Raw genomic sequence first — 23,602 nt, forward strand, 5'->3', positions numbered from 1 at the left:
TTTTTTTGTTACCTTCTTTAAATACTCGATGCTATATTTATATTTTTTTATTAGCTTCAATTGCTAAAACAAGTTCTTTTAAATACATGAATTCTACATCTGAAAAAAAAAGAAGCTATGTCTTCACATTCTTTAAAAAAACTTAAATGACAGTTGTTACTAACGTTTTTGAAGCATGCACTTAATAGCATCATCATTCCTACAGAGTCATACATTCCTTCTCCTTCAAAATTGATCCAATTTTTCAAATAACCTTCTAGCTCTTCAAATGAATTAAAATTTTGCTTCATTATTAATTTCCCAATACTCTCTTTACTATTGCTATTTGTCCATTGTGCCAACTTTGATGTTGAGATAACCATAGTAGCGCTTGATATTTTGTTTTTGCCGCTGGATTAGGAGTTGCTGTTTCATCTTCCAAATTAGCATCGGAAAGACGATCTACATTTTCAAAAACAAGAGATAATGTAAAATTATATATATCCAATAACTTTTCTGGTGTCGGTTTTTCCATTTCAAAATCGGACGGATTTGATTTAGGTCCATAAAATTTTATAAAATCTGATACATTTACCTTTTCTCTAAATTGCTCATTTGCTCCAGATATTGAAGCAATTCCGTGAAGATAATTTGCTAAAATAATATGACCAATTTGCCAATTTAAATTTGTTTTTAGAACATCTGGTGTTTCAAACCATTTCTCAAAAGGAATATCAAAGATAAGTGTCTCTGTTTTTTTCTTAGCCAAATCAATTTGATCTTTAAGCTGTGTTGTTTTCATTGATTATTGTGTGTGTTTAATATGACATTAACAAATTTAAACTTTATAATTCTTCTCTACAATATAAACTATTAAAATAACCTAACTAACTTTTCATTGTAAACGCTAAAACACATTAGATTCTAACAACTAATACCATTTATATCTTTAAACTACTGGGATAAATGATATTATTATACTTAAATCATTTACTATATTTTTTAAGTAAAGTAGCAACCTTCAATCTCATTATCATTTTATTTTCATACAAATATTCTTTAAGTTTAAGCGAAGATAAAATGGAATAATTTCTACTTATAAATTGAAAACAACTGGTTTACAAGCTTTTCTAACTTCATTAAAAATAGTTTTCTTAAAGTTATTATAATTGCTTTGAAAGATTTGAAATATTGATTAATTTTATAGGAAACAATTAATAAAACAGAATATGCAAATTCAGATTAACACAGACAAAAACATAGATGGAAACAGTAGATTAGTAAATTTTTACACATCAGAATTAGAAAAAGAACTAGTTCGTTTCGATGATAAAATTACGCGAGTTGAGGTTCATTTTGGTGATGAAAATAGCGAGAAGTTTGGTAAAAATGACAAACGTTGTCTTATCGAAGTTAGATTAGCCAAAAAAGAACCTTTAGCAGTTACAGAACATGCAGACACGGTTGAAAAGGCATTTAGTGGCGCTCTTAAAAAAGCAAAAAAAGTAATGCAATCTACTTTTGAAAAAATGAGAGAAGCATAAGTAGTAACCTATGCGATTATAAAAGAGGCTGTCTAATAGAACAGCCTCTTTTTCTATACTTAAATTCTAATATTATTTATTATTTTAATTTACTGGAATAAAATTAAGTACACTTCTTTTACCCATGAATAAACCTGATTTTTTATACTTACTTCTTGGAGCAAGTTATGCTTCATTTAAATTTGCCAAAAATTATTTATCCAACGATTTAGTCCCTGAATTTAGATATGACATTGTATTAAATTTTTCAAATGACAATCCCAACTTAACTCAGTTTGACATTTATCCTGAAGATAATGATAAAAAATACTTCAATTTAGAAGATAATGAAGTGGTTGCTATCTTATGTAGAAACAATAAAATACCCGTTTGGATCGATATTGCTGTTTCAAAATCGGACATTGATAAAACAACACTTCAACTTTTGTGTTCAGGCAGATACACCGCTGACAAAAACGAATTTTATTACCACAAAAGAGGCTCGGGTCCATTTGGCATAAAAAGTCCGAAATTGCCTTTAGGGTATAAAGAAGTCCAAAAATTTAAATTATAGAGAAAAATAGTTTTATCTATGGTTAAATTATAGATTTAAACTAGATTTGTGTTGCGAAATTTTTACCGAAATTGAATTTCGCTTTAATATATCTATGCTACCTATAATTAATTATCAAGAGTTACAAAATGTCAATAGCAAACAACCTTCACACTATACAATCTTCACTTCCAGCCCATGTTACACTTGTTGCAGTTTCTAAAACAAAACCTGTTAGCGATTTAATGCAAGCTTATGAAGCAGGGCAACGCATTTTTGGGGAAAACAAGATACAAGAAATGACAGACAAACAGGAAGTGATGCCGAAAGATATTAATTGGCACATGATTGGTCATGTGCAGACTAATAAAGTAAAGTATATGGCTCCTTATGTAAATCTAATTCATGGTGTGGATAGTTTTAAACTTCTAAAAGAAATTAATAAACAGGCTGCCAAAAACAATAGAATTATTGATTGCTTGTTACAAATTCATATTGCGGAAGAAGAAACTAAATTTGGTTTAGATCATTCTGAATTAGATGAAATTTTGTCTATTATTAAAAATGACACTCAAAGTTTGCAAAACATTTGCATTAAAGGTTTCATGGGAATGGCAACTTTTACAGAAGATCAAAACCAGATTAAAAAGGAATTTCTTCATTTGAAATCTATTTTTGATGCAAATAAAACATTAGTCACTTCTAATTTTAAACTAGAAACATTGTCAATGGGAATGTCTGGAGATTATGAATTAGCTATTTCTTGTGGGAGCACAATGGTTAGAATTGGAAGTAGTATCTTTGGAACAAGGAATTAATACTATTCTGCTTCTAAAAATTTTAAACTGAAAAAAGAGTAAAACTCACCACAAAAATATGGAAGAAAAAAATATTGTTTTTAGTAAAAAAATATTCGATTTTGATGATAGACTAATACGTTTCGCGGGTGAGTGTATTTATTTCACTAGAAACATCGATAATTCTTTTGGAAATGACCATCATAAAGAACAAATAATCTGCTCAACAACATATGCTTCTTTATATTTTGAAGAGTCGAAAGACATAAACAACGATAGTGATTTTATTTTTAAACTAACTGAAGTTGTTAAAGAGCTAAAAGAGGCCAGAAATTCATTAAAAATACTCCAGTATATAAAAGAAGGAAACGAAGAAATTAGGCATTTAATCTTAAAAGAAATTGACGAATTAATTGCAATTGCTTCAAAAATGATAATTAACAGAAAATAATTCATTCTGATAGAGAATGATACAATCAAATTTTTAACTTTATATTTCAATTATACACCTTTTGAAATAGACCGTTGAAAATAGACCGTTAAATTAAGATGTACGCAATACTCGACATAGAAACTACAGGAGGGCAATACGACGAAGAAGGTATTACCGAAATTGCCATATATAAATATGATGGTCATGAAATTATAGACCAATTCATTAGCTTAGTTAATCCAGAAAAACCAATTCAACCTTTTGTTGTTAAGCTAACTGGTATTAATAATGCTATGCTTCGCTCTGCACCAAAATTTTATGAAGTAGCCAAACGTATTATAGAAATTACAGATGGTTGTATTCTAGTTGCTCACAATGCTTCATTCGATTATAGAATTTTAAGTACAGAATTTAGACGCTTAGGCTTTCCTTTTAAGAAATCTACACTTTGTACCATTGAATTAGCAAAAAAGCTAATTCCAGAACAACCTTCATATAGCCTAGGAAAACTTGTCCGTTCTCTTGGTATTCCAATTGCTGACAGACACAGAGCCAATGGTGATGCGATGGCTACTGTTAAGCTTTTTAAACTATTACTTTCTAAAGACAGTCAAAAAGAGATTGTCAAAAACTATATTAAAACAGAAGTAAAAACTGGAATGTCTCCAAAATTATTAGATATAATTGAAGCATTACCTTCAAAAACAGGCATCTATTATATTCATAACGAAAAAGGAGATATTATTTATATTGGAAAGAGCAAAAACATTAAAAAGCGTGTTAATCAACATTTTACAGGAACGAACCCAAAAAGCAAAAAAATTCAAAAATCTGTATATACAGTTACTTTTGAAGAAACAGGCAGCGAATTGATTGCTCTTTTGAAAGAAAGTGAAGAAATAAAAATAAACAAACCTATCTATAATAGAGCTCAGCGAAAAACATTATTTCCATGGGCATTATATATGGAGAAAAACACTAAAGGATATTTAGCTTTAAGAATTGCTAAATCTGATGGCAGAAAAAAAGAATTAACGTCATTTTCTACTGTCATGGAAGGAAAAAAAGCACTGTTTAAAATTACAGAAGAATATAATTTGTGCCAAAAAATAAATGGGCTGTATGACACTAAAAAAAGTTGTTTCCAATATGATGTTAAACAATGCTTTGGAGCATGTATAGATAAAGAAGAAATTAGCGAATACAACAAAAGAGTTAATCAGTTTATAGATCAGAATACTTTTTCCAAAAACAATCTCATTATTACAGATAAAGGAAGAATGCATAATGAACGAAGCGCTATTCTAATTGAAGATGGTGTTTATAAAGGCTATTGTTTCTATGACTTAAATCATCAAATTAAAAATATTGAGATATTAAGAAAATTAATTATTCCGATGCAAAACAACAAAGATGTTAAAAACATCATTCAAAGCTATTTAAGAAAAAGAAAAGTCATGAAGGTAGAGACCTTTTAAATTTTTCTAAATTTGTATTATGATCCAAAAAAAATCAGCTTATCAAAAATTTAGACAAAAGACCTATATTATTATATATGGCACAAACACCTTTGCTGGAAAAGCTTTTGATTTAATTCTTCTTGGTGTTATTCTCCTGAGTGTCCTGCTCACTATGATGGAAACTGTAAAAAGTTTTGAAGCAAAATACCACGATATAAGAATTGCTTTCGAATGGGGCATTACCATTTTCTTTACTATTGAATATTTCTTGCGCATTATTACTATTAATAAACCTTTAAAATATATTTTTAGTGTATATGGTATTATTGATTTAATTGCTACATTACCAATGTATTTAGCGCAAGTATTTGCAGGTTCTGGTGTCCTTTCAATTGTGCGCTCTTTACGACTATTGCGACTTTTTAAAATATTAAATCACCCTCAATTCACAGGACAGTCTAAGCAACTTAGAGATGCATTACTGGCAAGTAAAAGTAAAATACTTGTTTTTATCTATTTCGTATTGATAAGCACCATACTCATTGGCTCCGTCATGTATGTTGTTGAAGGAAAAGAAAACGGCTTCACGAGTATTCCAACAAGCATTTATTGGACAATTGTAACACTAACCACTGTGGGATATGGAGACATTTCACCTGTAACACCGCTTGGACAATTTCTTGCTTCGTTAGTTATGGTTTTAGGATATGGAGTAATTGCTGTTCCAACAGGAATTGTTTCCGCTGAAATTGCAAAAGCAATTCCTAATGCTGCTCCAGCTTTATTAAAAAACCCTTGTGCAGATTGTGGAGCAGAAGACCATCAAGAGAATGCAAAATTTTGTCATAATTGCGGAAATAATTTATTGGATGATTAGATGAATATTAGTTTTGATTTAGATGGCACGTTAATTCCTTATAATAACGAATTTGAAACTGAGAGCAGAAATTATTTTGCTGCCATGGTTGGAATTGAAAAAATAAGAAAAAGTAGCCCACAATTAATAAAAGAACTACAAAAAGAAGGTCATACTATTAACATTTATACTACTTCATTTAGAAAAAAAATAAAAATTAGAATCACTTTAGGATATTATGGCATTCATGTTAAAAAGATAATCAATCAACAACAAAATATAAAAACATTAAAGGAATTAAAAATTAATGTTTCAAAATATCCAGTAGCCTATAACTTCCATCTTCATATAGACGATTCGGAAGGTGTGAGAATAGAAAGTGAAACATCTAATTTCAAAATGATACTCGTTCAGCCTACAGATATAAATTGGACAAAAACTATTATGCAAAACATTAAATTCTTAAACACAATTGAATAATTATCTCATCACTATTATAGGTCCAACGGCCATTGGAAAAACAGCATTAAGCATCAAATTAGCACAATATTTTAATTGTAGTATCATTTCATGCGATAGTCGTCAGTTTTTTAAAGAGATGAAAATTGGTACAGCTGTACCGAACGAAGAAGAATTAGCTACTGCTAATCATTATTTCATACAAAACAAATCGATTTTTAATAATTATTCAGTAGGCGATTTTGAACAAGAATGCTTGCAAAAATTAGAAGTTCTTTTTAAAGAAAACAATATCCAAATAATGGTAGGTGGTTCTGGGTTATATGTTGATGCCGTTCTAAAAGGATTTGATGAATTCCCAGATATTGATTCTTCTATAAGAGATGCTATAAATGCACAATTTGAAGAAAAAGGAATAACCTATCTTCAAGACACATTACAAAATTTAGATCCCGACTACTTTAAAACAATTGTTACCCAAAACCCGCAAACACTTCAAAACCCACAACGAATGAAGCGTTTTGTGGAGGTCTGCATTGGTTCTGGAAAACCTTATTCTAGTTTTATTGGCAAAAGAAAAAACAAAAGAAATTTCATTCCCATTGTTATTGGTCTAGAAGCAGATAGAGAAATCATGTATGACAGAATTAACCAAAGAGTAGATATTATGATCAAAGAAGGTTTACTCAATGAAGTTCGTTCTTTATATCCTTACAAACAATTAAATGCACTACAAACTGTTGGCTACAGAGAATTGTTTGATCATTTAGATGAAAAAACGACATTGCCATTTGCAATTGAAGAAATAAAGAAAAACACACGACGTTTTTCAAAACGACAAATTACTTGGTTTAAACGCACTGAAAATGCAAAATGGTTTGATTATTTAACACCTGTTGAAGAAATTATTAATACTATTAAAATAACCATTTCATAACGCAACTTAAAAGAAATAAAGCCATCTTAGTAATAAAAAAATTATGAAAAAAAACGTTTTATTCCTTTTTATTATAGTATTACTTGCTAGTTGCGATCCTGATATTGAATATCATAATGGTACAAAATTAGTTGTTGAAGGTAAAATTGTAAATAAAAACAACATAGGAATACCAAATACCGAAGTTATTGTAGCCTTTGAAAAAAGCTCTGGTTATGGATATGATTATAGAGAACCTGGTTTAGGCTACACAGATGCAAATGGAAATTTCAAACTTTATGTCACTTCCGCTTCAAATGAAGATCAAATGATTATCATTATTAATGAAGAAAAAGTACTTGGTTACCAACAAAAGAAACTTGTCAATATAAAAGATACAAATTTTTTAGATTACAAACTCAATATAGGAACAACTGTGCTCTACCCTATTGATGAACTTGTTGGTTTAAAAATTATTTTTCAAAGATCTACAAGCCCCTACAATATTATTCTAAAAAATGTTACTTTCATTGGTGAATCTAGTTTTTATGAAAACTTCATAAATCCAATAGAGAATGATTATTACAATGAAATATTTCATTTTGATGGTATTATTAAAAATCAAAATGTAAGTATTCAATATGACTTATTTAACACGTTAACAAACACCACTTCTACAGAAACAAGAAATATTTCTATTGAAGACGCATACAAAGAAGAAATTATTATCTACTAATTATGAAAATAAAAACTTATTTTTTATTATTATTACCTTTGTTAGTATGCTCACAAAACAAAGTGAAATTTTTTAACGAAATAAACTTTGCTTACACTGTTCCAAATCAATTAGAGAATACATTTTTAAAAGAAGGTTATAAAAAAAACCATGCCTTTTTTTCTGAATTTGAGCATATTACTTATAAAAGATTTGGCTTCATAAATGGATTTCAAATTAACAAATATAGTGTTACGAATACCGCAATTGCAGGAAACAGTAAAAATGCAACGCTACAAACCATTCATTTAAAAGTAGTTTATCATTTAAAAGTAACAAACAAAATAAATATAGATCCCTATATAGGCTATGGCTTTATTGAGTTTAAGGGTATTAATAAAACTTTTGGAAATAGCTATATTTTAGGAACAAATTTCAATTATAATATATATAAAAAACTATCATTATTGATTGGTGCTCAATACAATGCAACTCAGTATGACATTACTACAAACGCTGCAGAAAAACATTTTTTCAATTCTTCTAATAATCTACAGCTAAATTTAGGATTGAATTTTAGGTTTACAACACTCGATTAAATATATATCTAATGCCAATAGCTTCAAATTTCACATCGATACTTGAAAAAGAATATGAAATTAATTTTCTATACTGTTATCCTAATGGATATTTAAAATATACCGATTTATGTAATTTATTACAAATAACCGCAGGAACTCATGCCGATTTAGGAGGTATTAGTTTTACAGATATGCAAACCCATCATCAGGCTTGGGTAATGAGCAGAATGCGTTTAGAGATTGATCGGTTACCTAAATGGAGAGACACTGTGACTATTAAAACATGGATTAAAACTTTAGAAAATTCTCGTTCCGTTCGTTGTATGGAAATGTATTTAAATAAAAAAAAGATTGTGGGTTGCGAAACCTATTGGGCTGTTATCAACACACAAACAAGAAGACCAGATGCATTAGCATTGCCTCATGAACATTTTGAAAAATTTCAAATAGACGCAACAAAGCAACCTACTTTAAAGATTGAAATTAGTGCAACAGCAAATGCAATTGGACAAAGGAAAGTAGTATTATCTGATTTAGATGTTGTAAATCATGTCAATAATGTTAAATATATGGAATGGTGTCTTGATTATGAAGATCCAGAAAAAATAATCCAACAAGACGTTAAGGCATTTGATATTAATTTTATGCGTGAGTTAAATTTAAACGACGAAAGCCCCATTTATGTTTTCAAAAATGAATCGAAGACAACATACAGTATTACAAAAGAAAACAAAAATGCATATGTACTGCAAATTGAATGGAAATAAAAAAAACCACTCTTTTCCATATTAGCTATGAGGCTGTCCAAAAAGTAATGACAGCCTTTTTTTGTTGTATTTTATCTCTAAAATTAGTATCTTAGAGTTGAGACAAAAATACACAATGGCTAAGATAGTTTTTAAAAATCAAACAGGCAATTCTCCAGAGTTATTTCCTATCAATATTTTCGATAGAATACCGCAAAACCATCCAGTTCACTTAGTGGAACAAGTTGTTAATCAGTTAGATATAAGTGAAATATTGAAAAAATATAAAGGAGGTGGTACTTCAGCTTACCATCCAAGAATGATGATTAAGGTTTTGTTTTACAGTTATTTATCTAATGTATATTCTTGCAGAAAAATTGCAAAAGCACTTCAGGAGAACATTCATTTTATGTATATTTCGGGCAACTCGACTCCTGATTTTAGAACGATAAACGATTTTAGGGGTAAAGTTTTAAAAAATCATATCCAAACTCTTTTTGCAGAAGTAGTAAAAATGCTTGTAAAAATGGGATATGTTAGCTTAGACATTCAGTATATTGATGGTACAAAAATAGAATCCAAAGCTAATAAATATACTTTTGTATGGAGAGGCTCCGTTGAGAAATATAAAGAAAAACTAGAAATTAAAATTAGTCATATTTTATCGACTATTGAAAACAGTATTCAATCTGATAATCAAGAACTAAATATAGAAGAATTACCAAAGTCGATTGATTCAGAAAGTTTAAAAGAAAAGCTTTCGATTCTTAATAAAAAACTCAAAGAACCTACCAAAAAACAGGCAAGAGAATTGCAAAAACTTCAAGAGGAACATCTTCCAAAGCTTGAAAAATATGAAAAAGACTTGGTTACAATGGGAAACAGGAACTCCTATAGTAAAACAGATCCCGAAGCTACCTTTATGAGAATGAAAGAAGATCATATGAAAAACGGTCAATTAAAACCTGCTTACAATCCGCAAATATCTACTGAAAACCAATTTATTACACATGTTTCTATTCATCAAACAACAAATGACACTACAACCTTAAGTTCTCATCTTGAAGGTTTTGAAAAAGCCTATCAAAAACAGAGCAAAGAAATCGTTGCAGATGCAGGTTATGGAAGTGAAGAAAACTATGAAATGCTGGAAGAAAAACAAGCTGATGCTTATGTGAAATATAACTATTTTCATCAAGAACAAAAAAGAAAGATAAAAAACAATCCTTTTCTTGTTCAAAATTTATTTTACAACAAAGAACACGATTTTTATGTTTGTCCAATGGGTCAAATCATGCAAAAAACAGGAGTAGGAAAACGTGAAACCAGTACTGGATATGAATCACAAATTACATATTATCAAGCCAAAAGATGCCAAGGATGTCCTTTACGAAGTCAATGCCATCAATCAAAAGGTAATAGAATTTTATCAGTCAATCATCGATTAAATGAATTAAAAGAAAAAGCAAGAAAGCTACTAATGAGTGAAAAAGGACTAGAACATCGAAGTAAACGTCCAATAGAGGTAGAAGCGGTTTTTGGTCAACTTAAAAGCAATAATAAATTCAATCGATTCACAATGAAGGGATTAGAAAAAGTAACATTAGAGTTTTTACTAATGGCCCTTGGACACAACTTTAGAAAAATGAATGCATTCAAGGCAGACTTGCTAAAATTTGTTTTCAAAACCAAAATTCACACTTATCTAGCCTATTTTAAAACTAAAATTTGCCTTGTTAAAGTAACTCAAAGTTATTTTGCTATTATTTTTTCTTCAAAACAAAATAGCTTAAAAATAGCTACATAAAAAAAAGCTGTCCTTTTCGGACAGCCCCATATAAAATACTAAAGCTTTATTCATTATTTCTTTACAACCAACCTAAAACCTTCTCCGTGAATATTAAGAATTTCAACACTCTCATCGCGCTTCATATACTTTCTTAGTTTAGCAATATAAACATCCATACTTCTAGATGTAAAATAATTGTCATCTCTCCATATTTTTGTTAAAGCTAATTCTCTTGGCATTAAATCGTTTTCATGTAGTGCCAACATTTTTAATAACTCACATTCTTTTGGTGACAATTTTACAGGTTCTTCATTTTGGTATGATAGAAAACGTAATTTTGAATTTAAGTGAAACTTACCTATTTCAAACTCAAATTTAGTGTTATCTGGTTTTACTTCACTTGCTTTTCTTTGGATAATTGCTTTAATTTTCATTAAAAGCACTTCTGAATCAAAAGGCTTATTTAAGTAATCATCTGCACCCACTTTATACCCTTTTAAAACATCTTCTTTCAATGTTTTAGCCGTAAGGAAAATAATTGGTACCTCTTGATTTTTTTCTCTAATTTCTCTAGCTAAAGTATAACCGTCTTTATATGGCATCATTACATCTAAGATACACAAATCATAAATGTCCTTTTTAAACTTTTCAAACCCTTCCATTCCGTTCTTTGCTAGGGTTACTTCAAAATCGTTAATAATTAAGTAATCCTTCAATATAGCTCCAAAATTTGGATCATCTTCAACTAATAAAATTTTTTTAGCTTCCATATATTCTAATTTATTAATGGCATTTTCAAAATAAATGCACTTCCTTTTCCTTTCTCACTTTCAACAAGAATTTGTCCGTTATGATCTTCAACGATTTGCTTCACATAGGCTAATCCTAAACCATGTCCTTTTACATTATGCAAATCTCCAGTATGCTCTCTATAGAATTTCTCAAAAACTCTTTTTTGAGCAATTTTACTCATTCCTAATCCTTGATCTTGTATTTTTATAATAATATAATCTTTTATATTTTCTGTAAAAACATCTATTATTGGTGCTCCTTCCGAATATTTCACTGCATTATCTAGAATATTAACCAATACATTGGTAAAATGCACATCGTTTAACAATATTGTTGTTCTAGTTGCATTAAAATGAGTTCTAATTTCACCTTCTCTATCTTCGATTATCAAACGAATATGTTCTATAGCATCTTCAACAATTTCTAAAACATCACCTGGTTCTTTCGAAATATCCAATTCATTTTTCTCAAGTTTAGAAATGCGTAAAACATTTTCAACTTGTGCATGCATTCTCTTATTTTCGTCCTTAATCATTTGAAGATAACGTTGTACTTTTTCTTTATCATCAATAATCTTAGGGTTTTTTATTGCATCAAGCGCTAAATTTATCGTTGCAATAGGCGTTTTAAATTCATGTGTCATATTGTTAATAAAATCTGTCTTAATCTCAGAAATTTGCTTTTGTTTAATCAACTGATTTAAAGCGCTTGAATAAGTTAAGACAATTATTAATGTAAACAATAGTGAAATTAAAGTTATTCCTAAAATCGATGAGAAAAAGAACTTACTTTTCTGTGGAAATGTCACCAACAGTTGATATTGACTCAAGCCTTCATTGTCTTTAAAAATTGGTATTCCATAAGTTGATCTTTTATCATAAACAAATCTATCAGAACGTATTTTTGTTGCCAAACCATTACTATATATACAAAATTCGAATGGTGTTTTTATTTGATATTCTTTTAACTCTTTACTTAAATATTTTTCTAATTCCTCTTTAGTAATCCTATCTTGAATGGCACGAAGCGAAACTATATCTTTAAAAAAAACTTGAAAATTAACTTTATCTAACGCAGAAACACTCCCAGTTTTTTCAATAGTTACATCTGGTCTTCTATTTATTTCCATTGAAGGTTTGTCTATTAAACTTCCTGCATAAATTTCAGTTCTTCTCTTTGTAACAAGATTTCCAACATTTACAGTATCTGCATTTTTATCAAAAAAAGAACCATTAACCCCGAAGCTTTCTGAAACCAATGAACTTGTATAGATTATAGTTTCGTTTGTTTTTTTATTTCTTTCTAAAAAATAAAATTCTTTTAACGTGTTTTTCTCTGGTTCTTTACCAATACTATCTTTAATTTTATGATATTGCCTGTAAAAACTAACCAGTTCTTTATTATCTATAATTGCAGCTACATTACCAATAATTTGCTGAACATGAAGTTTAAACTCTTCTTCGCTCTTTTTTAACGAAGTATTTATCCAATATAGTTGGACAATAATTATTCCTATAAGAGAAATACTCATTAAAAAAACCAACAGGCGAAATCTAGTTTTATTCATCAAGGCAAAATTAACATTTTAACATTTACACCCTAAAAACATTAACCAAAGATTAACATTAACGGATTTTATTACGATATTTTTAATATTTTAAGAATTTCACTAATCTTACTATATGTGTCATTTAATTCAATATTCGTTACAACAAAATCACTTTTTTTTAATTTTTCTTCATCAGAAAGCTGATTTTTTATTCTTTTCATTATTTCATTTTCTTGACCTCCATCACGCTGCATAACTCTCTTAATTTTAACATCGAGTGGTGCAGTAACTAAAATTACTTTATCACAATAGGCATCTCCACCTGTCTCAAATAATATTGCAGCTTCTTTTACTACAAAAGGATAATCTTTCTTTGCTTTTACCCACTCTTCAAAATGTTTTTTAACTTTTGGATGAATAATAGCATTAAGTGCATTTAATTTTTCTGGATTTTGAAAAACTATAGCTGCTATTTTTTTTCTATCTAGCTTATTATGACTATCAATAACATTTTCTTCAAACAAGGATTGCACTTCTGTAATCACTTCTTCTCTATCCATTATTTTTTTTGCTTCATCATCGGCAATATATACTGGAACGCCTTGTTTAGCAATATATTTTGCAACAGTCGTTTTTCCACTTCCAATTCCTCCAGTTAAACCTATAATTTTTGTCATGACTATTTTTTAAAAAAACAATTCTGGATGTGCTTCTTCAGGTTTCTTCTTAAAGATAACTAAATTTACAAAAGATTGCAAAAATCCTTTTCCATATCCATAAAACTGTATCATTGCCGCAATGACAGCATATGTCGCAATTTTTACATTTTTACTTTGTAATAATGAACCTACAAAAATCATTCCAAAATAGACTAAAAAACAAAATAAAAAGAAATTAATTCCGAACAAAAAAGCTAAAACACTAAAAATGAAGCCTATTAAAAACAAACTTGGAAACCAAAATGTAATTTTTGAATACTCTGGATACCAAAAATTCAAAATTGGTCGTGCCTTTCCAAATTTATTTACTTGTTTATAGAACTTATCCCAATCAATTCTTCGTTTATGAAAAACATAAGCATTAGTAATCAGTTTGGTTTTAAAGTTCATTTTCCACAATCGAATAGACAAATCAGGGTCTTCACCTGGATGAATGTTTCCAAATCCTTTTGAAGCTTCAAATGCTTCTTTAGAAAGTCCCATATTGAAACTTCTTGGCTGAAATTTATCTAACTTTTCACTTCCTCCTCGAATTCCTCCAGTAGTAATAAAAGAGGTCATTGTGAAGTTAATTGCTTTTTGAATATCTGAAAAAGAATCTAATGCTCTATCTGGACCACCAAAGCAATCCACAAAATCATTAGTCAAAGAATCTGAAACTACTTTTAGGTATTGTTTTGGGATAATGCAATCAGAATCTAATATTAAGAAATAATTTCCCTTTGCTTTTTTCATTCCAAAATTTCGAGAATCTCCTGGTCCAGAATTAGGTTTAAAAAAATAGGAAATAGTTAATCTATCTTTATATTTTTCAATAACATGCTCACATGTAATGGTAGAACCATCTTCAACCACCACCACCTCAAACACTTCATGATAATCTAATATTGCTAAACTGGCTAACAATTCTTCTATCTCGTCTGGACGATTAAAAACAGGAATAATAAAAGAGAAATACATCTTTGTCTATTTTTTTAACAAAGATACTCTTTATAAAAATGTAGTGGTATAAAAAAATGAATTCAAGTTTAATATTAACCTTAATTTTAAGTTCAAATAAACTAATAAGATTATTTAAATAAGAAAAACTGATTTAAAATTCTTAAATCAGTTTTTCTTATTTCATTTATATTCCAGCAATCTCTTTCATTTCATTAACAAATCTTTCTGCTAAAATAGCTGCTTCGTTTTGCGTTGGAGCTTCTGTGTAAATGCGAATAATAGGTTCCGTATTCGATTTTCTCAAATGCACCCATTCTGTAGGAAAATCAATTTTCACGCCATCAATGGTTGAAATATTTTCATTTTTATATTTTTCAATCATTGCTTTCAAAATAGCATCTACATCTATTTGTGGAGTTAATTCAATTTTATTTTTACTCATATAATATTGAGGATAACTTGCTCTCAATGCTGCAACTGTCATATCTAAGCTTGCCAAATGCGTCAGAAACAAAGCCACACCAACCAAACTATCTCTTCCATAATGACTCTCTGGATAGATTATTCCTCCATTTCCTTCACCTCCAATAATTGCATTTGTTTCCTTCATTAAAGTAACAACATTCACTTCCCCTACTGCACTAGCTTGATATTTTCCCCCATGCTTTTCAGTAATATCTCGTAATGCACGAGAAGAAGACATATTTGAGACCGTATTCCCTTTTGTTTTGCTTAAAACATAATCGGCACAAGCAACTAAAGTATATTCTTCTCCAAACATTTCTCCGTCATTAGAAATAAAAGCAAGTCTATCCACATCTGGATCAACAACAATACCAAAATCGGCTTTTTCTTCAACAACCAATTTACAAATATCACCTAAATGCTCCTTTAAAGGTTCTGGATTATGAGGAAAATGTCCGTTTGGCTCACAATATAATTCAACAACCTCTACTCCCATTTGCTTTAACAATTTAGGAATAATAATTCCACCCGAAGAATTCACACCATCTACTACTACTTTAAACTTTCTTTTAGCCACTGCATCCGCATCGACCAAAGGTAAATTCAAAACCTCATCAATATGAATATCCAAATAAGCATCATTCTGCGTTACTTCTCCTAACGAATCAACATCTGAAAAATCAAAATCCTCTGCTTCAGCAATTTCTAAAATTTTCACTCCATCTGCTCCATTTAAAAACTCCCCTTTAGCATTTAATAACTTCAAGGCATTCCACTGTTTTGGATTGTGTGATGCAGTTAATATAATACCTCCATCTGCTTTCTCTAATGGTACAGCAATTTCAACAGTAGGCGTTGTAGATAGTCCTAAATCAATAACATTTATCCCTAAACCAACTAACGTGTTTTGTACTAAATTATGAATCATTGGTCCAGAAATACGCGCATCTCTTCCAATTACAACTGTTAACTTTTCTTTATTTGAGTTTTGTTTCAAGAATGTTCCATAGGCCGAAGCAAATTTTACAGCATCTACAGGAGTCAGATTATCTCCAACATTCCCTCCAATTGTACCTCTAATTCCTGATATTGATTTTATTAATGTCATTCTTATTCTATTATTTATTTTAGACAACCTGTTTAAAAAACAAAGATAACAAGTTGTAGCAGAAAAAAAAACTTGTTTAATTTTACTATATTTACAATTAAGTACTACCACATATCACCCCGAAACAACAAATGAACTACCTTGCACACATATATCTTTCAGGAGAGAACGACATGATTAAGATTGGTAATTTCATGGCAGATGGCATTAGAGGAAAAGACTACATGAATTATCCAGATGAAATTAAAAAAGGAATTCTATTGCACAGAGCAATAGACACTTTTACTGATGCACACCCTATTTTTAGACAAAGCAAACATCGACTACACGAACGATATGGTCATTATTCGGGTGTGATTATTGATATTTTTTATGATCACTTTCTAGCCAAAAACTGGAATAATTATTCAAAAACGCCCTTAACTGAATATGTATCTCATTTTTACAATCTATTAGACAATAACTTCAATATTCTTACTACACGCACCAAAAAGTTATTACCCAGTATGGTGCACCAAAATTGGCTATTGAGTTATGCTAGTATTGAAGGCATAAGCACAACACTCTATAGAATGGATTATAGAACAAAATTTAAATCAAAAATGCAATATTCTACAGAAGAATTGCAACTTTTTTATAAAGAATTTGAAGAAGAATTTACACACTATTTTGAAGAAGTTCGAAAAATGAGCCTAGAAAAACTAATGAATGATTAGTGTATTTTTTAATTAAAACCTAACTTCGCAGAAATTACAAATTTTCTAATGTCTCCTAAGAAAAACAATCCAATTATCCGATTTTTAGCAAAAAGCATTAAACGTTTAGAACTATTTGTTTTTATTTTAAAATCACTAGTCACCCCTAGACAGTTCATTTACTTTTCATGTGTTTTAGTGGGTGTATCTTCCGCTTTAGCGGTAATTGTTTTAAAAACATTTGCTCACTGGGTATATAACCTATCCCAATATCTGGATCGACTTCTACATTTACCCTATAGTAACAGTATTTTACCCATCATTGGAATTGTTTTAACAGTGTTAGTTGTTAAAAAACTATTAGATGGTTCTATTCAAAAAGGAACTTCACATATAATGTATGCCGTTGCAAGGAAAGGTGGTTTTATGCCTTTTAAACAAATGTACTCGCAAATTATTACTAGTTCGTTCACTGTTGGACTTGGAGGTAGCGCTGGACTAGAATCTCCTATTACAATTACAGGTGCAGCTTTTGGCAGTAATTATGCTCAGAATTATAGACTATCACAAAAGGATAGAACATTATTATTAGCTTGTGGTGTTGCATCTGGAATAGCTGCTGCTTTTAATGCCCCGATTGCTGGGGTTCTTTTTGCTATTGAAGTAGTTTTAGCAGAAATCAGTATTACAGCGTTCATTCCCATTATGATTAGTGCTGCAACAGGTGCCTTAGTTTCTACCATTATCTTAAATGAAGATATTCTTTTAAGTTTTAAGCAAGGAGACGCAATGGATTATCATAATATTCCGCATTATGTGCTTTTGGGGTTGCTAGCAGGTTTTGTTTCCATCAATTATGCTCGTACATTTAGAAAAATAGAAACCTATTTTTCTAACTCTAAACTAGGTAACTATAGAAAAGCCCTTTTCGGTGCATCCCTATTAGCGATTTTAATTTTCTTCTTTCCAACATTATTTGGAGAAGGATATGAAAGTATTAAAACAATTGCTAACGCACACCCAGAAAAATTACTTGAAAACACCTTATTAAACGACTATAAATCGAACAATTGGGTATTATTAGCCTTTGTAGGAGCAACCATGATGATAAAAGTATATGCCACTGGGCTAACACTAGGTGCAGGAGGCAATGGAGGCAATTTTGCACCTTCTTTATTTGTAGGCTCTTACCTTGGTTTTTTAGTTGCTAAACTTTCTAATACAATAGGACTCACCAAACCTTTATCGGTTAGTAATTTTACATTAGTAGGTATGGCAGGTGTTTTAAGTGGTCTTTTTCATGCTCCACTTACCGCTATATTCCTAATTGCAGAAATAACTGGTGGTTATAATTTAATGGTACCTTTAATGATTGTTTCTTCTGTTAGTTTTGCCATTTCAAAACGATTTGAACCTTATTCATTCGACATTAAACATTTGGCAGATAAAGGAGAAGTTTTTACAGACAATAAAGACAAAAACATATTAACATGTTTACACCTATCTAATTTTATTTTAACCGATTACAAGGAGATTAAAGAATCAAACTCCTTAGAAGAATTAATTGAAATTATTAAATATACAGATGACATCGTATATCCTGTTTTTAATGCTAAAAAAGAATTTTTAGGATTAATCTACCTTGATGACATTCGCTCTATTATTTTTTCTTCTTTCAAGATAAAATATACTTCAACACACGAAGTTACAAAAGCTCCTAAGGAAATTGTATCTAACACCGATACAATTGAAATAGTTATGGAAAAATTTGAAAAAACAAACACCTATATATTACCTGTCTTTAAAAACGATTTTTTTATTGGTTTTGTTAATCGAAATATGATTTTAGAGAAATATAGAAATCAGTTAAGAGACATGATTATTGAGTAATTTTTTGTATTTTCATTTTTTTTTATAATTAAACCACTACTACATGAAAAAGAAAATCTTTATTCTTGCTGTTTCATTTATTGCTACCACTACTTTTTCTCAAGACAAAGAAGTAAAAAACATTGAATTTAACAAAGAACAATTCCTAAAAGAGATAAGCGAAAATGCTTGCAAATGCATTGACTCTATAGAAACATTTGACAGAACAAAAGAAAACATTGCCGAGGACATTAGCCAATGCATTGACAAACAAGTTGGCACATACCAAATGGGATTAAAAATTGCTGAATTAAATATAAAAGAGCTTGAAAAAGAAGCTAAAACGAATAATAATAAAAAAGATATAGACATTAACATAAATATTAATCCTAATTCTAAAGAATACAAAGAGTATTATTATAAACTAGAACGCTATTTAACAGATAATTGTAGTGCATTAAAATCTAAAGTCAATAGCAACGACAAATTAGGAGCAAAATCTCTATCTAGAAATGATCTTGCACTAGATTATTACAACAAAGGAATTGCTGCTTCAAAAAAAGAAAACTTAGAAGAGGCAATAAGTTATTATAAAAAAGCAGTAACGGTAGATCCTGAATTTGCATTTGCCTATGACAACATGGGAATTTCCTACAGAAAACTAAACAAGTTTGATGAAGCAATAGAAGCCTATGAAAAATCACTCAAAATAGACCCTAATGGTTCTATGCCACTTCAAAATATTGCAGTTGCATATACCTATAAAAAAGAATATAAAAAAGCAGTAAAAGCCTACGAAAAACTAGGAAAAGTGCAACCTGATAATCCAGAAGTATTTTTTGGAATTGGGTCAATTTACACACAGTATCTAAATGACATTGAAAAAGGTTTAGATAATATGTGTAAAGCTTATCTTATGTATATTGCTATTAAATCTCCTTATAGAACAGATGCTGAAAAATATATACAAGTTTTATATAATGAATTTGAAAAACAAGAAAAATTAGATACGTTTAATAAAATATTAGAAAAGCACAACATTAAAACGAACTAGATTATAATCAAAAAGACAAGTAACAAAATAGTACTTGTCTTTTTTTAAATCTATGCTTACTTCGTTTTCTCTCCAACAAAATAATCACTCTGATTTTTAAACAATACATTAAAAGTTGTTAAACTACCATAAATTCGTGTTATGTATTGTTGCAAATCAATTTTTTCAGATTCTTCCAAATTACTAGAATTAATTTTTTGCTCCATGACTCTAATTCTGTCTCTCACCATAACTATTTTATGAAAAAAAGTATCAATAGGAACTTCTTTACTTTGTGTTTGCGTTCCAGGCTCCATAATTAATTTACCACCTTTCCATTTATCAGCAATAGAAACTTGTGGAGTAACATCGCTCCAACGTTGCAATACATTTTTTAACATTTTCTCAACTTCAGAAAAACTAACTGTATCTAAATCGTCCTCTAAAGCTTCAATTACTTCAAAATCACTATCTAATGCAATTGTTTCTAATCCGTTTTCAATAAATGTAACCCAATACATCTTTGGAGAAACATTTGTAACTACACCAAGACCATACTCAGCATGTTTAATTCTTGAACCAATTCCTAATAATTTCATATTATACTACTGTATTTTTATTTCATTTATATAAAAACATCTACTTTTCTATTCTTTAAATTTTTTAAAAGCAAATTCTTTTTTATAATTTAATTCATTCAAAAATAACAATCTAATTTTAAAATCAAAAATACTTATCTACTTAAAAATAGTATCTTTGCATTTTGCCAAAAATTATGCTAAACACAGACGACACAATTGAAATTATAGGTGCAAGAGCTCATAACCTTAAAAACATAGATGTAATAATACCTAGAGAAAAACTGGTAGTCATTACAGGACTATCGGGTTCTGGAAAATCCTCACTCGCATTCGATACCATATATGCTGAAGGACAACGAAGATATATAGAAACATTCTCTGCCTATGCTAGACAATTTTTAGGAGGACTTGAAAGACCCGATGTGGATAAAATTGATGGTCTTTCCCCTGTAATTGCAATAGAACAAAAAACAACAAGCAAAAGTCCACGATCCACCGTTGGCACAATTACTGAAATATATGATTTTCTGAGACTTTTATATGCTAGAGCTGCAGATGCGTTTAGTTATAATACAGGAGAAAAAATGGTTTCCTATTCTGACGAACAAATAAAAGCACTAATATTAGAAAATTTCAAAGGCAAAAGAGTAAACATTCTAGCTCCTGTTATCCGCTCTAGAAAAGGACATTACAGAGAATTGTTTGAACAAATCTCAAAACAAGGCTTTTTAAAAGTGCGTGTAGATGGTCAAATTCGTGACTTAGAGTTTGGCATGAAAGTAGATCGCTACAAAACACACGATATCGAAATTGTTATTGATAGAATAGCAATCGAAGATGACGAAGACACCCACAAACGCCTAAACGAAAGTATCAACACTGCCATGTATCATGGAGAAGATATATTAATGATTATTGAGCAAGAAAGCCAAGAAGTGCGCTATTTTAGCCGCACATTAATGTGTCCAACCTCTGGAGTTTCCTATCCAAATCCAGAACCAAATAATTTTTCTTTCAACTCTCCCAAAGGAGCTTGTTCTAGCTGTAATGGTTTAGGAACCATAAATGAAATTAATTTAACTAAAATTATTCCCAACCCAAAACTATCTATTAAAAATGGTGGTTTTGCACCTCTAGGTGACTATAAAAACTCTTGGATTTTTAAGCAATTAGAGATTATTGCACTCAAATTTGATTTTAAAATTACAGACGCAATAGAAACCATTCCTAAAGAAGCTTTAGATATGATTTTGTATGGCGGAAATGAAAAATTTTCAGTAGTTTCCAAAGTGATGGGAATCACAAAAGATTACAAAATAGATTTTGAAGGTATTTCAAATTTCATAAAAAATCAATACGAAGAAAGCGGTTCCTCTTCCATCAAACGTTGGGCAAAAGAATTTATGGACGAAAATGATTGTTCTGAATGCAATGGTACACGTTTAAGAAAAGAAGCCTTATATTTTAAAATTGATGGCAAAAACATTGGTGATTTAGTTCAAATGGATATTTCTGAATTATCAGACTGGTTTGCCACATTACCACAACATTTATCTGAAAAACAATTAATCATTGCTAAAGAAATTATCAAAGAAATCACTTCAAGACTTCAATTTCTATTAGATGTTGGTCTAAACTACCTATCATTAAATAGAGGTTCAAAAACACTTTCTGGTGGAGAAGCACAACGCATTCGTTTAGCAACACAAATTGGCTCTCAATTAGTGGGCGTCTTGTATATATTAGATGAGCCAAGCATAGGCTTACATCAAAGAGATAACGAACGCTTAATTCAATCTTTAGAAAGTCTGCGAGATATTGGAAACTCAGTCATCGTTGTTGAACACGACAAAGACATGATTGAAAGAGCAGACCATGTTATAGATATTGGGCCTAAAGCAGGACGTTTTGGAGGAGAAATTATCAGTCAAGGAACTCCGCAAGAAATATTACAACACAACACCATTACTGCTCAATTTATGAATGGCAAAATGAGTATTGAAGTTCCAACAACTAGAAGAGAAGGAAACGGAAAAGTGTTAAAACTATCTGGAGCGACTGGAAATAATTTAAAAAATGTAACTGTAGAATTCCCATTAGGGAAACTAATCTGTGTTACAGGAGTTTCTGGAAGTGGAAAATCGACCTTAATTAACGAAACACTTTACCCAATTCTAAACGCTCACTTTTTTAATGCTGTAAAAAAACCACAAGCCTATAAAAAAATTGAAGGACTAGAACATATTGACAAAGTAATTGCTATAGACCAAAGTCCAATTGGTAGAACACCAAGAAGCAACCCAGCGACTTACACCGATGTGTTTTCAGAAATTAGAAGTCTTTTCACATTAACACCAGAAGCTCAAATTAGAGGCTACAAACCTGGTCGTTTTAGTTTCAATGTAAAAGGAGGTCGTTGTGAAACTTGTGAAGGCTCTGGTGTTCGCACTATTGAAATGAGTTTCTTACCCGATGTATATGTTGAATGTGAAACCTGCCAAGGAAAACGATTCAATAGAGAAACTCTCGAAATTAGATACAAAGGGAAATCCATATCAGATGTTTTAAACATGACAGTTGATGAAGCGGTTGAGTTCTTTGAGAACATTCCAAAAATATATCGAAAAGTAAAAACCATACAAGATGTTGGTTTAGGTTATATTACCCTTGGACAACAAAGCACAACATTGTCTGGTGGTGAAGCGCAACGTGTAAAATTAGCAACAGAACTTTCCAAAAAAGACACCGGAAATACTTTTTATATTTTAGATGAACCAACAACAGGATTGCATTTTGAAGACATCAGAGTATTAATGGACGTAATCAATATCTTGGTTAATAAAGGAAATACCGTACTAATTATTGAACACAATCTAGATGTTGTCAAGTTAGCAGATTACATCATAGATATTGGATATGAAGGAGGAAAAGGTGGTGGCCAATTAGTAGCCAAAGGAACACCAGAAGAAGTCATCAAAAATAAAAAAAGTTATACTGCTCAGTTTTTGAAAAAAGAATTATCTTAGCACGTCTATAAAAATA

At 30.1% G+C, this 23,602-nt stretch carries 24 protein-coding genes; 16 read left to right on the forward strand and 8 right to left on the reverse strand.

The genetic code is table 11. The annotated features are described in order from the left end of the window. Positions 1-56 precede the first annotated feature (56 nt). Together ACZ49Z_RS00265 and ACZ49Z_RS00270 are read right to left on the reverse strand one after the other, a co-directional pair. The gene (locus tag ACZ49Z_RS00265; RefSeq protein WP_464306207.1) at positions 57-290 is read right to left on the reverse strand and encodes a hypothetical protein; all 234 of its coding nucleotides are present in this window, start codon (positions 288-290) and stop codon (positions 57-59) included. A 2-nt stretch (positions 291-292) separates the two neighbouring features. Continuing rightward, complete coding sequence (locus ACZ49Z_RS00270; protein ID WP_464306208.1) at positions 293-781, reverse strand: DinB family protein; 489 nt, start codon at positions 779-781, stop codon at positions 293-295. A gap of 427 nt (positions 782-1,208) precedes the next feature. On the opposite strand from ACZ49Z_RS00270, the gene ACZ49Z_RS00275 reads away from it, so the two are divergent. The 12 genes from ACZ49Z_RS00275 (at position 1,209) to ACZ49Z_RS00330 (ending at position 10,825) form a co-directional block, all read left to right on the forward strand. Beyond that, complete coding sequence (locus tag ACZ49Z_RS00275) at positions 1,209-1,523, forward strand: HPF/RaiA family ribosome-associated protein (protein WP_464306209.1); 315 nt, start codon at positions 1,209-1,211, stop codon at positions 1,521-1,523. A 124-nt stretch (positions 1,524-1,647) separates the two neighbouring features. Continuing rightward, the gene (locus tag ACZ49Z_RS00280; RefSeq protein WP_464306210.1) at positions 1,648-2,076 is read left to right on the forward strand and encodes a hypothetical protein; all 429 of its coding nucleotides are present in this window, start codon (positions 1,648-1,650) and stop codon (positions 2,074-2,076) included. 128 nt (positions 2,077-2,204) lie between these two features. After that, positions 2,205-2,873, forward strand: a complete 669-nt coding sequence (locus ACZ49Z_RS00285; protein ID WP_464306211.1) for a YggS family pyridoxal phosphate-dependent enzyme — start codon at positions 2,205-2,207, stop codon at positions 2,871-2,873. Positions 2,874-2,931: 58 nt separating this feature from the next. Then, positions 2,932-3,303, forward strand: coding sequence for a four helix bundle protein (locus ACZ49Z_RS00290; protein ID WP_464306212.1), 372 nt, complete (start codon positions 2,932-2,934; stop codon positions 3,301-3,303). Positions 3,304-3,401: 98 nt separating this feature from the next. Then, the gene (locus tag ACZ49Z_RS00295; protein ID WP_464306213.1) at positions 3,402-4,763 is read left to right on the forward strand and encodes an exonuclease domain-containing protein; all 1,362 of its coding nucleotides are present in this window, start codon (positions 3,402-3,404) and stop codon (positions 4,761-4,763) included. 19 nt (positions 4,764-4,782) lie between these two features. Then, entirely contained in the window at positions 4,783-5,622 is an 840-nt protein-coding gene (locus tag ACZ49Z_RS00300; RefSeq protein ID WP_464306214.1) for an ion transporter, read from the forward strand. Then, complete coding sequence (locus tag ACZ49Z_RS00305; RefSeq protein WP_464306215.1) at positions 5,623-6,081, forward strand: HAD family hydrolase; 459 nt, start codon at positions 5,623-5,625, stop codon at positions 6,079-6,081. Then, positions 6,074-6,997 carry a tRNA (adenosine(37)-N6)-dimethylallyltransferase MiaA gene (gene miaA / locus ACZ49Z_RS00310; RefSeq protein ID WP_464306216.1) on the forward strand — a complete coding sequence of 308 codons (924 nt, stop codon included), beginning with the start codon at positions 6,074-6,076 and terminating at the stop codon, positions 6,995-6,997. Before ACZ49Z_RS00305 ends, miaA begins: the two co-directional genes overlap by 8 nt. A 43-nt stretch (positions 6,998-7,040) precedes the next feature. Beyond that, positions 7,041-7,712 carry a peptidase associated/transthyretin-like domain-containing protein gene (locus tag ACZ49Z_RS00315; RefSeq protein ID WP_464306217.1) on the forward strand — a complete coding sequence of 224 codons (672 nt, stop codon included), beginning with the start codon at positions 7,041-7,043 and terminating at the stop codon, positions 7,710-7,712. A 62-nt stretch (positions 7,713-7,774) separates the two neighbouring features. Next, positions 7,775-8,290: a hypothetical protein gene (locus tag ACZ49Z_RS00320; RefSeq protein ID WP_464306218.1), complete on the forward strand. Its 516-nt coding sequence runs from the start codon at positions 7,775-7,777 to the stop codon at positions 8,288-8,290. A gap of 11 nt (positions 8,291-8,301) precedes the next feature. After that, positions 8,302-9,039 carry an acyl-[acyl-carrier-protein] thioesterase gene (locus tag ACZ49Z_RS00325; protein WP_464306219.1) on the forward strand — a complete coding sequence of 246 codons (738 nt, stop codon included), beginning with the start codon at positions 8,302-8,304 and terminating at the stop codon, positions 9,037-9,039. Between the two features lie 115 nt (positions 9,040-9,154). After that, on the forward strand, positions 9,155-10,825 hold the full coding sequence (locus tag ACZ49Z_RS00330) for an IS1182 family transposase (protein WP_464306220.1): 1,671 nt from the start codon (positions 9,155-9,157) through the stop codon (positions 10,823-10,825). A 53-nt stretch (positions 10,826-10,878) separates the two neighbouring features. Here the strand turns inward: ACZ49Z_RS00330 and ACZ49Z_RS00335 are convergent, their stop codons facing one another. The 5 genes from ACZ49Z_RS00335 to glmM form a co-directional block, all read right to left on the reverse strand. Further along, the gene (locus ACZ49Z_RS00335) at positions 10,879-11,577 is read right to left on the reverse strand and encodes a response regulator transcription factor (protein WP_464306221.1); all 699 of its coding nucleotides are present in this window, start codon (positions 11,575-11,577) and stop codon (positions 10,879-10,881) included. 5 nt (positions 11,578-11,582) lie between these two features. Next, entirely contained in the window at positions 11,583-13,166 is a 1,584-nt protein-coding gene (locus ACZ49Z_RS00340) for a sensor histidine kinase (RefSeq protein ID WP_464306222.1), read from the reverse strand. A gap of 71 nt (positions 13,167-13,237) precedes the next feature. Next, entirely contained in the window at positions 13,238-13,825 is a 588-nt protein-coding gene (coaE, locus tag ACZ49Z_RS00345) for a dephospho-CoA kinase (RefSeq protein WP_464306223.1), read from the reverse strand. Between the two features lie 9 nt (positions 13,826-13,834). Further along, complete coding sequence (locus ACZ49Z_RS00350; RefSeq protein ID WP_464306224.1) at positions 13,835-14,827, reverse strand: glycosyltransferase family 2 protein; 993 nt, start codon at positions 14,825-14,827, stop codon at positions 13,835-13,837. A 166-nt stretch (positions 14,828-14,993) separates the two neighbouring features. Next, positions 14,994-16,382 (reverse strand): phosphoglucosamine mutase, encoded by a 1,389-nt coding sequence (glmM, locus tag ACZ49Z_RS00355; protein ID WP_464306225.1) that lies wholly within the window; start codon positions 16,380-16,382, stop codon positions 14,994-14,996. A 131-nt stretch (positions 16,383-16,513) separates the two neighbouring features. Between glmM and ACZ49Z_RS00360 the strand changes: the two genes are divergently transcribed. The 3 genes from ACZ49Z_RS00360 to ACZ49Z_RS00370 are packed head-to-tail and all read left to right on the forward strand — an operon-like array spanning position 16,514 to position 20,000. Then, complete coding sequence (locus tag ACZ49Z_RS00360; RefSeq protein ID WP_464306226.1) at positions 16,514-17,098, forward strand: acyl carrier protein phosphodiesterase; 585 nt, start codon at positions 16,514-16,516, stop codon at positions 17,096-17,098. A 48-nt stretch (positions 17,099-17,146) separates the two neighbouring features. Then, on the forward strand, positions 17,147-18,967 hold the full coding sequence (locus ACZ49Z_RS00365) for a chloride channel protein (protein ID WP_464306227.1): 1,821 nt from the start codon (positions 17,147-17,149) through the stop codon (positions 18,965-18,967). A gap of 43 nt (positions 18,968-19,010) precedes the next feature. Beyond that, positions 19,011-20,000, forward strand: a complete 990-nt coding sequence (locus tag ACZ49Z_RS00370) for a tetratricopeptide repeat protein (protein WP_464306228.1) — start codon at positions 19,011-19,013, stop codon at positions 19,998-20,000. Between the two features lie 56 nt (positions 20,001-20,056). Here the strand turns inward: ACZ49Z_RS00370 and ACZ49Z_RS00375 are convergent, their stop codons facing one another. Continuing rightward, complete coding sequence (locus ACZ49Z_RS00375; protein ID WP_464306229.1) at positions 20,057-20,578, reverse strand: hypothetical protein; 522 nt, start codon at positions 20,576-20,578, stop codon at positions 20,057-20,059. 176 nt (positions 20,579-20,754) lie between these two features. Here ACZ49Z_RS00375 and uvrA point away from each other — a divergent pair, with 176 nt between their 5' ends. Then, positions 20,755-23,586, forward strand: coding sequence for an excinuclease ABC subunit UvrA (gene uvrA / locus ACZ49Z_RS00380; protein ID WP_464306230.1), 2,832 nt, complete (start codon positions 20,755-20,757; stop codon positions 23,584-23,586). The last annotated feature ends 16 nt before the right edge of the window (positions 23,587-23,602 follow it).

The sequence above is a fragment of the Flavobacterium sp. KY-23415 genome, assembly GCF_055384985.1.